Source organism: Anaeroplasma bactoclasticum (assembly GCF_003550015.1).
Lineage (GTDB): Bacteria > Bacillota_I > Bacilli_A > Acholeplasmatales > Anaeroplasmataceae > Anaeroplasma > Anaeroplasma bactoclasticum.
In genome coordinates, this window is sequence record NZ_QXEV01000002.1 from 118,149 (window position 1) to 131,692 (window position 13,544).

Genomic DNA, 13,544 nt, shown 5'->3' on the forward strand with positions numbered 1-13,544 from the left:
CTCCTTTAGATATTCAGTATTATACCATATTATTAAATATTATGGTAAAATATTTTAAAAGATATGGAAAGGAGCCTATTATGAGATCGATTTTAAAAAGTATTTTTAAGAATAAAACTTTATTGTTTATAATTACAGTTTTAATGTTCTCTTTTTTACTTGCAGGATGTAAAAATGGTGGTGATACAAATCAAGTAGATAACACACCAAAAGAATATGAAGCTGTAGAAAAGACTATAGGATTAAATGGTGGAGAAGTAAAAGATGAAAAGTCTGGACTAGGGTTAACTATTCCTTCTGGTGCATTAGAAAAGGATACTAACATATCCGTACAATATGTGGAGAATAAAGAGCATGTTTCTATAGATCTTTTAACCTCTTTTTTAGGTGCAGCTGAATTTAAGCCTTCTGGAACAGTTTTTAGTGAACCAGTAGAAGTAAGCATGAATTTGACAGAAGCTCCATCAAATTCAACTATATGTGTATTTTGTTATGATGAAGTAAATAATGTATGGGATTTTATAACTGATGCGAATTGTAATGGTAAGACAGCTACATTTAAAATTACTCATTTTTCAAAATACCAATGCTTAAATATTACAGAAGCTATGTATAGTAAATATATTGATTTAGTAAATCAAGCACAAAGAGATGGAAAATCTGATTCTTGGATTACGGAATCCTATAGGGATTATTTAGTTAATGAAAAGCATGTTATGGATTATTATGAAGAATCCGGTGGATATTATTATGAACCTGTTGGCCTATTTATTGGTGGTGCTTATCAATTAAATGGCAAACAAGGCGATGGAGATGAATTAACTAAAAGATATGGCGAAAGTAATAAGGTTGGTAATACATATGGTTACTCTAAAGTAGGCGGTAAAACTGTATCTTATGCGGAAGCTAAATCAGAGCTAGGTAAAACTAAAGAAAAGAAAGATGTTATAGATGTTACTGTTACCATAGATTATAAAATGATCAAGCCTACTATTGATTTAACTGCATCGAAAACAACCTTAAAAAGAGGCGAAGTTGCAACAGTAAATGTATATTGTCATTATGCAAAAGCGGGTAATACTATATATCCGGATTTTGCATTACCAAATTATAAATTACAAATTCAAAAGCCTACTCATTTAAGTGTAGAAAATACTGAGGTTACAACAAATGATTCTGGTAAGGCAGTATTTACAGTAAAATCAAAAGATGGTGAAAAAGATACTGTTAAGGTTACATTTGATGTGGCTGGTGATTTTGGTACCCATGCGGAAGGCTCTATAACCTTTAGAAAGGAAGAAGACAATACATATAATTTAAGTGGTCATATTGTTGAAACATATGAGTTTGAGCATAGCTATGATCCATCAAGGTATGAAGAAGATGAATACACTAAGTATGATATTATCAAACCTGGAAAAGTAAAAATAACGATTGAATATGATATAGAAGGTACAATTTCATGGACTAAATTTGGTTCTCTTAGTGGTGAGGTTGGTTATAAGAATATAACAGCCAAATTAGAAAGCACTGCTGCTGAATTAAAAGGAAAAAAAGCTTATAGTGTTGTTGCAGGTAATAAGTTATGGACTAATTTTCATAGCATATATGAGCCATTTAAGGATGCCACATATACAATTACGGATGTGCCAAAAACAAGTTATACTGGTTCAACTTCCATTTTAACTATAGCTCTATTTGAAGAGGGACAATCCTATGAATTTGTGAATATATTGACATCTGGTTATATCTATTCTGCATCCGATGATTCTGAATCTAGTGATACTTTTGGTTGTGATTTTACATCAATAACAAGTGCTCCATTTATCTTAGATGGATTTGAATTAAAAACTGGCACGCAGACAATTACTGTAGATAGCTTTAAAGATTCTAGATATGCACACATAAATCGTTATAGTGATGGTGATAAATTTGAAGTAAATGATCCTTATGTATTTAATATGAAGGTATCAACAACTCAAACAATTACTATTTCTGAATAAAAAACAAAATGCTAGTAGATACAAAAAGATGTTATTAGGAGAGTATATTTATGTTAGAGGAAGTAAAGAATTATAAATTAAAGCATAAGAATTTAAAGCTTATCCCTATTACAACAAAAAACTATTGGGAAATAGGTTGGCTTGAACTAAAAAAAGAACAAGAAGAGTTTGTTGGAGATAATTTTAAATCTATGGCTTATGCATATGCAACAGTAATGGAAGGCAAATATGCTAAGGCTTTTGGCATATATGATGGTGATGAATCTATAGGGTTCTTACTAATTGGACATAATTCTTATAGCTTTGAGGGGTGTCCTAAAACACTTATGCATAGCTATGATTTATGGAGAATCATGATAGATAAGGATTACCAAAATATAGGATATGGGAAAGATGCAGTAAAGCTAGCAATAGATTATATATTAACTTTTCCTGATGGAGAAGAAGATATTATTACAACAAGCTATGTAGAAGGAAATGAATGTGCTAAACATATATATGAATCCTTTGGCTTTAAACCAAATGGAGATAATTATGAGGATGAAATCACTTTAGTTTTAAAAGTGAAATAAATAAGGAAAAATATTATGGAAAATATTACATTAGAAAAAATTACATATAAGAATTATATAGATGTAATTTGGAGATTAAAAGTATCAAGGAGCCAAAAGAATTTTGTTGCATCAAACAATAATTCACTTGCGGAAGCTTATGTTGCAATTACAAATGGATGTGTTGCCATGCCATTTGCAATATGTAAAAATAATAAGCCTATTGGCTTTTTAATGATAGGCTATGGAATGGATGAAGAGGATTTAGAAGGAGAAGACCCTTTATTTATTGAAATGGTTAAAAAAAGCTATTGCCTATGGCGCTTTATGATCGATAAAAGATATCAGAATAAGGGATATGGAAGAAAGGCTATGCAGCTTGCCTTAGATTATATTCGTACATTTCCTTGCGGGAAGGCAGATTTATGCTGGTTATCCTATGAGCCTGAAAATGTAGTTGCGAAAAAGCTATATGAGTCCTTTGGATTTATAGAACAGCCACAGTGGTATAATGGTAAAGAAGGGGAAGAAATCCCTGCATTATTAAAGCTATAATAGATGAAATGCACTGATTATTGTCAGTGCATTTTTCATTACTTTTGTTATAATAATATCTGGAGGGATTATGAGAATGGTTACAAAAAAGGATATTATTAATGAATTAACTAAAATGGGGTTAAAAGAAGGAGATAATGTATTATGTCATATCTCCTTAAGCAGTATGGGCTATGTTTTAGGTGGAGCACAAACTGTTTGTGAGGCACTACTTGAGATTGTTAAGGATAGTGGTACAGTAATGATGCCAACACAATCTTGGAGAAATTTAGACCCAGAAGAAGGAGTTCATTGGGAGGCATCTAAAGAGGAATGGGATATTATTAGAGCGGAATTCCCAGCTTATGATAAATTCAAAACTCCTACAAGCACTATGGGAGTTTGTGCAGAATTATTTAGAACTTTTCCTAATGCATATAGAAGTGATCATCCTGCAAGAAGCTTTGCAGCAATTGGTAAATATGCAAAGTATTTAACAGATAATCATGACTTATCGAATATATTTGGAGAAGGGTCTCCATTATCTAAATTATATGATTTAAATGGAAAGGTATTATTAATTGGAGTTTTACATGATAAAAATACCTCTATCCATTTAGCAGATGTAAGAGCAAATTATGAATCTAAGCATAATGTTATATGTCATAGTGCTATTTTAGAGAATGGTAAAAGAGTATGGAAGGCCTATGAAACATTATATGTGGATGGAGAGGATTTTATTAGTCTTGGTGAATCCTTTGAGAAGAACAATACTATTTCTTATGGAAAAATAGGAGATGCTTCAATTCGTTTAATGAATCAAAGGGAATTAGTAGATTATGCAGTATCTTGGATAGAAAAGAATAGAAAATAGTATGTAGATTAGAGGAGTTTTATAACTCCTTTTTTTAATTAAAAAGGTCTCCTAAAAAGGAGACCATATCTATATCATTTTTTCAAATCCAAGCTTTATAGTGAAATATTCATTATAAAACCAGTAATCATTGTTATGTTTACCATAAAATAGTGGCATTTTATTTCCTATTTTTATTTCTTTTTCATAATCAATTTCTAATGTTTTAATTGTATTTTTTTTAATGAATGAAATAGGAATTAAGCTTAAAATAAAGTCTATATAGGAAGCATTATTTAAATGTCCATTTAAATCACAATTGGAGTAATCTGCAGATAATATAGCTTTCTTTTTTACTTTTGGTGGAATAAGCTTATTTGGGAATGGTAATTCATTGCCATATTTTTCTTCAGGAATAATGATGCCATAGTCGCTTGCGAATACAAAATGTCTAGATTTCTTTTTTATTAAGGACCATATGGAAACTCCTTCAATACAAATGGATGTTCCATCCTTTATTTCACAATATCTTGGAAATAAAGCCTTTAAGGTTTTACCAGACCAAGAAGTAAGATAAATAGTACTATCATATAAAGGAAGATGATGGATAACATATCTTTGCTTACCAATAACCCATAATAAGCCTTGGCTTAAGGAATTTTCAATTCCGATACCTGTATCCTTTAAATCCTTAATGCTCATTTCCTGGCAGAAGGCTAAAAGCCTTGCAAGCTTTAATCTTTGATCTGCACCACAATCAATGCTTAATAGCTTTCTTGTTGCTTGAAACATTATATCAACCTTTCAATTTCATCTATGACATCTCCAAGGGTTTTAAAATTAACCCACTTTTTTTCAGGTATTTCAATATGAAATTCCTCTTCAAGCTTACACATAAGGTAGATGAATGTCATAGAATCTAATTCCTTTTGGGTATTTATTTTTGTATTCTCATCAAGCTCTATTTCTTTGAATTTTTCAACATTTGTTTTTAATATATCAATTACCTTATTTTTTATATCTTGTTTTGACATTTTATCCCACCTATTCGTTAAAGTTTATTTCATATCGTTTAACCTTACCAGTATTATTCTTTGGTAATCCTTCTGGTATACAAATAACTTTAGAAATTCTTTTTGATCTTGGCTGATTCGAATTATAATCATCAATATCTGCTTCAAAGTCATCAAGCTCACTCTTATATACCTTGCCTAAGCATAAGACAACATTTCCATCCTTATCCGTACCTAAGGCAAGTTCTGTAACTCCAAGGCGTCCCATTAAATCCTCTTCAACCTCTGGTAAGAATACCTTAGTACCATCAAGTAAAACTAGTGTATCCTTTTTTCTTCCCTTTAGGTGTAATAAATTAGAATCATCAAATGCGCCTAAATCACCAGTTTTAAAATAGCCATCTTCAGTAAATAAATCTTTATAGCCAGTATTATCTGGATAGTATCCTTCAAATATAGTTTCATCAGATTTAACTAAGATTTCATAATCATCTGCAATTTTAACATCATCTAATGGGCATACCGTAAACGCTCTTGGGTTATCCCCTAAGGATAGGGCAACACCAGAAGAGGTTTCTGTTAAGCCATAGCCGAAGGATACTCTTATACCCATACAGGAAATTGCAGTTAATACTGGGCTTGGGCAATCTCCAGCACCAATTAATACAAGCTTAAGCTCTGGATTAAATAATTCCTTTAAGGCTAAAATAGATGCCATTTGTGGAACTAAGCTTACAGCGGTTGGTTTAAAATATTCAAAATCATCAAAAAATTTATAAATACCTCTAGATAAAATAATGGATGCACCATTTTGCCATGCCCAAAGCCATGAACAGATAAAGCCAAATACATGGGAAAGTGGTAGACAAGAAAGTAGCTTATCCTGTGGCTTAAGGCTTAAGCAGCAAGAACCATTATAGGCAGCTGCACAAAGCTTTTCCTCAGTTAATATAACCGCTTTTGCTTTAGATGTTGTACCTGATGTAAAAAATAGGATTTTACCTTGTGGAGGATTAGAAGAATCTGGAGGCATTCTAAAATTGTTTTTATAATCCTCTGGTCCAATAAGTAAATCAACGCCTACAGTAGATATTTCTTCTTGAATTAAAGAAATATTATCAATTAAAGAAATAAGCACAACTGTAATTTTTTGATTTATATATGCCATCATTGCAATTAATGTATCTAGCTTTCCATCACAAATAATACCTACACATTTTTTATCTTTATTTACTGGATAGGCTAAGACTCTATTTTTTACATGCTTATAGGTTAGATCAAGAATTTCTCCATTATCATCATAAGAAAGTGCGACACTTCCCTCATATTGATTCTCAATCATTTGGAGTATTGTTTGATACTTCATTTTACTCATATGAAACACCCCTTTATTCATTTATGTAATCGAAGAATACTCTATATATTTTAGTATACCATTTTTTGAAGGATTTATTCAATTATTTATGTATTAAAATGGTTACTTAATTGAAAAATAAATCAATATACGATATAATTCTAAATTGGATTATTGTTAATTGGTGGGTTTAGTATTATGAAGGATATTTTGAGATATATTCCTAATTTTTATAATGATATTCCTATTGCTTATGTGGTTTATAAAGTAGAATATAATGCCAAAAAAACAATGGTAAAGGATGCAATCATTTCTTATGTCAATGATGATGTTTGTAAAATTTTAGGAAAAGAACAAGAGGAAATTGTAGGAAAATCATTTCAAGAGATATTTCCAAACGTAGATGATATTTGGAAGGATGACTTATATAAATGCCTATATAAAAAGGAAAGAAGGCATAATTTTACTTATGCTCTAGACTTAGGATACTGGATTGCTTACGCAATAGCACCTAATGAAGAAGAAGGATATTGTAGCTGTGTATTTTTTAATATTGATGAAGAAAATAAAAAATCAGAAGAATTAAAAAAAGCATTTATGACAGATAATATCATAATTCGTATTGCTAAATTATTAAATTCAGATATTCCTTATAATACAGCTATGAATCAAGTAATGAAGGAGCTTGGTAAAGCGATTGATTCTGATCGTATATATGTTTTAGAAACAGATGGTATAAAAGTAGATAATGCCTTTGAATATACCAAAGATGGAGTATATCCATCCATAAATACTTTAAAAAATATCCCCTTATCCGCGTTTAGAACTTGGTTAGATATTCTAGAAGATAGACCATTCATTGAAATTAACGATGTAGAATCCTTAATTGGAAAAGATTTATATTTATATGATTTATTAAATAATTTAAATGTATCTCGCTTATTTGCTTATCCTTTATATAATGAAGGCAAATTAATTGGCTTTTTAGTTGTAGATAATTATATAGAAGATACAGAAATAGATGCAGAAAAGATTATTGAAGATGCATCTCACTTCATCTCATCAAGAGTTGGAAATCATGTATTAGTTAAAAGATTAGAAAAAGCATCTAAGTATGATGCTTTAACAGGATTATTAAATCGCTTTGGATTTAATGAAAAATTAGCTGAATTTTATGAAAAGAATAAGGATTCTAATTTCATATATGCCGTTATGGACATTGATGATTTTAAAACAATTAATGATTTATATGGCCATCCTGTTGGAGATATAGCTTTAAAGGCATTTGCAAAATCATTAACAAGAGAATTTGGTGCTAAAGCGATTATAGGTAGAACAGGTGGAGATGAATTCTGTTTAATTTTAAAGGATAATTCTAAAAAGAATGTTGAAGATATATTAAATTCTTTTGTCGCAAAGGAAAAAACATATAGTAATAATGGTTTAAAAACCCCATATACTATATCTTTAGGATATACAATATATCCATTTGATGGGAAAAAGCTTGTAGATTTATATTCTAAAGCGGATAGTGCTCTTTATTATGTAAAATTCCATTCCAAGAATGGTTGCGATAGATATAACGCAACCATGATGCTAGGGGAAAGACAAAGAATAGGCTTTTCAATGAAAGAAATTACTGGAAATGTACCTGGCGTTATCTTTATATATGAAGCGAAAAGTGAAAGAATGCTATATGCGAATTTAGATTGTATTCGCATGTTTGATTGTAAAGACATCGATGAATTTATGGAATATGTAGATTATAAATTTAAGGGTGTTGTACATCCAAGTGATTATGAAAGAGTGGATAAAGAAATTTGGGAACAAATCCATTCTGGAAAAACAGAAAATAGGGATTATGTAAGATATAAGATTATAACTAAAACAGGTAGAATTAAGCATGTTAGAGATTTTGGTCGTTTAGTTCATGACGATAGATATGGGGATATATTTTATGTTCTATTAGTTAATGAAGAAGGCAATGACCTATAAAAAGAGAGGATTATATGTTTGAAGAAAAGAAATTACCACTAAGTGAAAAATTAGAAATTAGTGATAATAAGAATTTTGGTTGGAAGGTTAAAGAAGAAATAGAAGAGGGTGGCGGAAAGAAAAAAATTAAATATGTAGTTTTAACAAGAGATAAAAACTTAAGAAACTATATTACTCTTTCTAATTTAGAAAAAAGATATTATGATGCTAAAAATCAAATAAAGCCTCTACCTAAAATTAATGAAATTGCTTTAATGTTTTTATTATTGTTAGGTATTATACCAGGAGTTATTTATATTTCTGTTAAGAAAAAGAATATAAAAATGGTAGAAGAAAACAATTCCAAAATGAAAAAGGAAATGGCAAGTATTATCCAAGAAGGGGAACAATATAAAAGATAATTGAAAGGAACGCAAGTTCCTTTTTATTTTTAAATATACCTATTTAAAAAGAAACAACTTGTGGTATAATTCCCATTGTGGATTTGGAATAGAAAGGAATCAAAAGAATGGGGTATTTTAAAGAAAAATATGATGCAATCATAATCGGTGGGGCTTTAGCGGGTATGAGCTGTGCATTATCCTTAGCGAAAAATGGGAAAGATGTTTTAATATTGGAAAGACATAATTTACCTGGCGGACTTACAACATCCTTTGTAAGAGGCGGTATGGAAATGGAAGCCACCTTACATGAAATGATGTCCATAGGACCTAAGGAAATGCCACTTAAAATAAGACAATTTTTAGAAGAAATGAATGTTATGGTTGATTGGCTAAGAGTACCTGAGGCTTATAGAATAAGTGTACCTAAAGAAAATATAGATATTACACTTCATGCTGGATTTACTGGTTCTGTTAAAAATGATATTTTTATTCCTGGTGAGTTCACTATGGCCCATGAAATTGATGAAAAATATCCAAATACATTTAAAGAAGTAAATAGGTTTATGAATCTATGTGCTGAGGTTTATAATTCTGTAAATGTATTATCTGATTCGAGTATGTCCAAATTACAAATGCTACTTAAGCATCAAGGCTTAGTAAGAACTGCAGGCTATTCTACAGAGGAGGTTTTGAAAAGCTTTGATTTACCAAGTGAGGTTATAGATATATTAAAGGCCTATTGGATATATGTAGGAAGTCCATTTAGTGAATTACCATTCACTATATATGCATTTTTAATGGCTGATTATTTTATTGGTGGATCTTATGTATGTAAGGAATTCTCTCATGAATTATCCTTACGTATGCAAGAGGCATGCGAGGAAATGAATGTCCAGTATGAATATGGACAAGATGTAGATAAAATATTAGTTAGAGATGGTCATGTATATGGGGTTAAAACAAAAAGAGGAGATATAATTTATTCTAATTATGTTGCTTGTAGTGCATACCCTAATACTTGTTATGGACGTATGATTGAGCCTATAAATAGTGTTCCTAAGGAAGCATATCAAAATACCAATGCTAGAAAGATGGGCGTATCTGTTGTAAGTGTTGTATTAATATTAGATAAGACTCCAGAGGAATTAAATATTCATGATTATTCTGTTTTTTCATCAGAATCTAATATGGATTTAGATAAATTCTTTGAGCAAGGTAAAACCTTAGGCCCATATGATTATTTAACTACCATTTGTCTTAATTATGCAAATCCTTCTTGTGTTAAGGAAGGATATACATCCTTATCGATTACATACCTACCAAGTCCTTTGGCATTTTTAGATATTACAGATTTAAATTATCATGAAATAAAAAGAAAAATGGCCTTTGATATGATAAAAACAATTTCTGATCATTTAGGTGTAAATTTATTTGATCATATTATAGAAATAGAAATTGAAATGCCTCATACAGTAGCTCATTATACTTCTAACTTTTTAGGTGGAATCTATGGATATCAGCATTCTATGGAAGACCATGTTGTAGCTAGACTAATGATGGCTGATGGTGAAAACTATATTAAGGGTTTAGCCTTCTGTGGTGCACACGCTATTAGTGGGGATGGTATGGCACCTGCAATTTCCAATGGCAGAAAAGCAGCAAAAACGCTACTTGATCAAATGGATACGGAGGGTAAGTAATATGACAAAGATTAATTGCTTTTTAAAGGATGTAAGTGGTGCATCTAGAGTAACTAAGAAAAGAGAAGAAGCATTTAAAAATGCGAGTGGGGATAATAATTATAAAGATCCAATCAATATGGTTTCAAGAATGCTTCACCCTGCTCCATTTTTAGTTACTGTATCAAAAATAAAGGATGTATCTAAAACTGCAAAGAAATATACCTTAGTTCCAATTGATGGCTTTTTACCAGTATTTCAAGCAGGAAATTACGTATCTATAAAGTATCAAATAGGGAATACAATTACTACAAGACCTTATTCTATTTGTAGTGCACCATATCAAGCAAAGCTAGATAATCCATATTTTGAAATAACAGTAAGAAATACTTTAGATGGTTTTATTTCTAATTATATGTATTCAAGTGTTAAAGAAGGAGATACATTAACCGTAGAAATGCCATTTGGACATTTCTATTATGAGCCATTAAGAGATTCAAATAATATTGTAGGAATTGCGGGAGGGTCTGGAATTACACCTTTTTATTCTATGGCTCAAGAGATTTTAAATGGTACATTAGATATCAATTTAACAATTCTATATGGCTCTATATCTCATAAGGATATTATTCTATACGATGAATTAAATGAGATTACAAAGAAAACAAATAAGGTTAAGGTAATCCATGTAATATCTGGTATTGATGAAGAATTATATGATAATGATGAAAAAGGATATATATCTAAGGATATCATAAAGAAGTATTCTATAGATAATGCTCCCAAAAATGGTAAAACCACATATTTTATATGTGGCCCAGGAAGTATGTATTCTTATATTAAAGGGGAATTAGAAGCATTAAATGTACCCTTAAGAAGAATAAGAATGGAAGCCTTAGGAAATCCTAAGGATATATCTAAGGAAGAAGGATATCCTATAGAGAAGGCTTCTAATATTTATAAATTAACTGTAGTAAGAGGAATAAAAGAAGATATTATTGATGCAAGGGCAGATGAAGCAATAGCAGTAGCCTTAGAGCGAGAGGGTATTTTAATTAAAACTTGTTGTAGAAGTGGTGAATGTGGAGCTTGTAGATGCAAGGTCATAGATGGAGAATACTTCATATTAAAGGGAGATTCTAGAAGAGCAACGGATAAGAGATTTAATTATATTTATACCTGCCATACATATCCTTTATCGGATATGAAAATAAAAATAACCATTATTTAATTTTTATGGTAAGAAAAATTGAAGATCTATGTAATTATGATTTAATACTAATTTATATTATGGAAAATGAGATTCCAACATATAAAACTATAGGTAATTAATAATGCTTTATTTTATATTTTTATAAGTTGCATAAAATGTTATAATGTTTTAGAATTATTTTATATTTGAATTAAAATAAGATTCTTTATAATAAGAAGGTGTTATTTTGGATAAAAAAACATTATTGTTATGGATGTGTATATTAACTGCTTTAGCAGGAGCTATTAATGCTATATCTATTTTAGGATATAATGGGACAACTGTCTCCCATTTAACAGGTTTAGTATCTAAAGCGGCTATTGGTATTTCAGATGGTAGCTTTACTGCTTTTTGGGATGTTACTAGAGTAATATTAGCCTTTTTAGTAGGTGCTGTTATATCTGGTTTTATAACTGGAGAAAGAGCATTCTATATGCATAAAAGATATGGTTTAATTATTGTATCTATTGGAATATTAATAATCATTTCATATTTCTTAAATGTAGAATATGGAGTATTATTATTCGCTTTAATAATGGGCTTACAAAATGGTATGGTAGTATCGTTTAAAGGTGTAGTTGTAAGAATGACTCATATGTCTGGTAATATTACTGATTTAGGTGTATTTATAGGATATAAGCTAAGAGGAAATAAAAACGAAAAGGCTATTACAGGAATTATTCCTTTATTTGCTATTTTAAGCTTTATAGTAGGTGGAGTACTTGGTGTATTATTATTTAGAGTAATAAATAATTATGTATTCTTTGTATTCTCAGGTATTTATATTGTCTTAGGAATCTTATATTTCATATTAAGATATCACTGTGATGATAGAAACTTTAATGGCATTAAAGATGAATTAGAAACAAAAGAAGAACAATAATTATAGTTGGGTTACCCAAACTAAAAATGGTGTACATCCTGCTTGTTATATTACGTTATAGAATTTAAAAGAGGATACTGGGGTATCCTTTTTTATTTACTAGGAAATTGTATTTCTGCATTTTGTTTTATTCTTTGATTTTGATAACAATACAATTCAAAATACGCCATTTTCACTCTATTTTATATTGAATTTCTAAAACTCAAAAATGACTTACCTAATGGATTTTTTGCTATTTTTGAACTATAATATTAATATAGAAATGGAGGCGAAAAAATGAGATTCAAGACACTAAAATATCACTTTAAAGCATCCAAAAAAGAAACTTCAATGTTAAAGCTTTTATGTAAGTTAGCCCCTATTGGGACTTTTACTTTAACTTAAAATATGATTAAATAAAAATGGTGATAACATGAAGCAATATACAGTATATTATTTATCTTTATCTGAAATTAAATTTTATAGAACATATCTTTTAAGTCAGGTTTCGGAGGAAAGAAAAAAAAGAGTTTTAGCTTATTTAAATGAAGAGGATCAATTATTATCCTTAGGTGCAGGCTATTTTGTACATAAGTATTTTAATGATGATGTGAAAAAAACATCCTCTGGTAAATTAGTATCTCCTAAAGGCTTTTTTAATATTTCTCATTGTAAAAATTATGTCGTATTTGTTATTTCAGATAATGAATGTGGTATTGATATAGAAGAAAAAAGAGAGGTTAAAGAATCCTTAATTAATTATGCTTTTTCTGAATCAGATAAGGAATTAATTAAAAAGCCTGAGGATTTCTTTTTAATGTGGACATTAAAGGAAGCTATCGCTAAGGCAGAGGGGTCTGGTTTATCTGGTGAAATTAAAAATATTCCTGTTGGTACAGGCTTAATTGAATATAAGGATAATTCTTATATGGTAAAATTTACAACTCTTGCAGATTATTATATTTCTGTAGCTGTTAAAACAAATAAGCCATTTGAAATAGTATTAAAAGAAGAAATCATTAAATAGAGCACTCTTTCGAGTGCTTTTAATTTTGTACAAGTGTT

General features: G+C 29.8%; 13 protein-coding genes. 10 read left to right on the forward strand and 3 right to left on the reverse strand.

From position 1 onward, the window contains the following. Positions 1-80: 80 nt before the first annotated feature. The 4 genes from EI71_RS01435 (at position 81) to EI71_RS01450 (ending at position 3,962) form a co-directional block, all read left to right on the forward strand. Positions 81-2,003, forward strand: coding sequence for a hypothetical protein (locus EI71_RS01435; RefSeq protein ID WP_162849660.1), 1,923 nt, complete (start codon positions 81-83; stop codon positions 2,001-2,003). Positions 2,004-2,053: 50 nt separating this feature from the next. Next, positions 2,054-2,575 (forward strand): GNAT family N-acetyltransferase, encoded by a 522-nt coding sequence (locus EI71_RS01440; protein WP_119015464.1) that lies wholly within the window; start codon positions 2,054-2,056, stop codon positions 2,573-2,575. Between the two features lie 15 nt (positions 2,576-2,590). Further along, entirely contained in the window at positions 2,591-3,109 is a 519-nt protein-coding gene (locus tag EI71_RS01445) for a GNAT family N-acetyltransferase (protein WP_119015465.1), read from the forward strand. A gap of 70 nt (positions 3,110-3,179) precedes the next feature. After that, positions 3,180-3,962 carry an AAC(3) family N-acetyltransferase gene (locus EI71_RS01450; RefSeq protein WP_119015466.1) on the forward strand — a complete coding sequence of 261 codons (783 nt, stop codon included), beginning with the start codon at positions 3,180-3,182 and terminating at the stop codon, positions 3,960-3,962. A 69-nt stretch (positions 3,963-4,031) separates the two neighbouring features. Here EI71_RS01450 and EI71_RS01455 read toward each other — a convergent pair whose 3' ends face one another. Genes EI71_RS01455 through EI71_RS01465 form a run of 3 tightly spaced genes read right to left on the reverse strand, consistent with a single transcriptional unit; the run spans position 4,032 to position 6,329 of the window. Beyond that, on the reverse strand, positions 4,032-4,733 hold the full coding sequence (locus EI71_RS01455) for an acyl-ACP thioesterase domain-containing protein (protein WP_119015467.1): 702 nt from the start codon (positions 4,731-4,733) through the stop codon (positions 4,032-4,034). Further along, on the reverse strand, positions 4,733-4,975 hold the full coding sequence (locus tag EI71_RS01460; RefSeq protein WP_119015468.1) for an acyl carrier protein: 243 nt from the start codon (positions 4,973-4,975) through the stop codon (positions 4,733-4,735). The genes EI71_RS01455 and EI71_RS01460 overlap by 1 nt, the downstream gene beginning before the upstream one ends. Before the next feature lie 10 nt (positions 4,976-4,985). Further along, the gene (locus EI71_RS01465; RefSeq protein WP_162849661.1) at positions 4,986-6,329 is read right to left on the reverse strand and encodes a class I adenylate-forming enzyme family protein; all 1,344 of its coding nucleotides are present in this window, start codon (positions 6,327-6,329) and stop codon (positions 4,986-4,988) included. 177 nt (positions 6,330-6,506) lie between these two features. Between EI71_RS01465 and EI71_RS01470 the strand changes: the two genes are divergently transcribed. The 6 genes from EI71_RS01470 to EI71_RS01495 all read left to right on the forward strand — a co-directional run bounded on the left by EI71_RS01470 (position 6,507) and on the right by EI71_RS01495 (position 13,506). Further along, on the forward strand, positions 6,507-8,303 hold the full coding sequence (locus EI71_RS01470) for a diguanylate cyclase domain-containing protein (protein WP_119015470.1): 1,797 nt from the start codon (positions 6,507-6,509) through the stop codon (positions 8,301-8,303). Between the two features lie 14 nt (positions 8,304-8,317). Beyond that, positions 8,318-8,704: a hypothetical protein gene (locus EI71_RS01475; protein WP_119015471.1), complete on the forward strand. Its 387-nt coding sequence runs from the start codon at positions 8,318-8,320 to the stop codon at positions 8,702-8,704. A gap of 107 nt (positions 8,705-8,811) precedes the next feature. Beyond that, the gene (locus tag EI71_RS01480) at positions 8,812-10,386 is read left to right on the forward strand and encodes a phytoene desaturase family protein (RefSeq protein WP_119015472.1); all 1,575 of its coding nucleotides are present in this window, start codon (positions 8,812-8,814) and stop codon (positions 10,384-10,386) included. A gap of 1 nt (position 10,387) precedes the next feature. Next, positions 10,388-11,596, forward strand: a complete 1,209-nt coding sequence (locus tag EI71_RS01485) for an iron-sulfur cluster-binding domain-containing protein (RefSeq protein ID WP_162849662.1) — start codon at positions 10,388-10,390, stop codon at positions 11,594-11,596. A gap of 208 nt (positions 11,597-11,804) precedes the next feature. Further along, on the forward strand, positions 11,805-12,500 hold the full coding sequence (locus EI71_RS01490; protein ID WP_119015474.1) for a YoaK family protein: 696 nt from the start codon (positions 11,805-11,807) through the stop codon (positions 12,498-12,500). 412 nt (positions 12,501-12,912) lie between these two features. Further along, the gene (locus tag EI71_RS01495; RefSeq protein ID WP_119015475.1) at positions 12,913-13,506 is read left to right on the forward strand and encodes a 4'-phosphopantetheinyl transferase family protein; all 594 of its coding nucleotides are present in this window, start codon (positions 12,913-12,915) and stop codon (positions 13,504-13,506) included. Positions 13,507-13,544 lie beyond the last annotated feature (38 nt).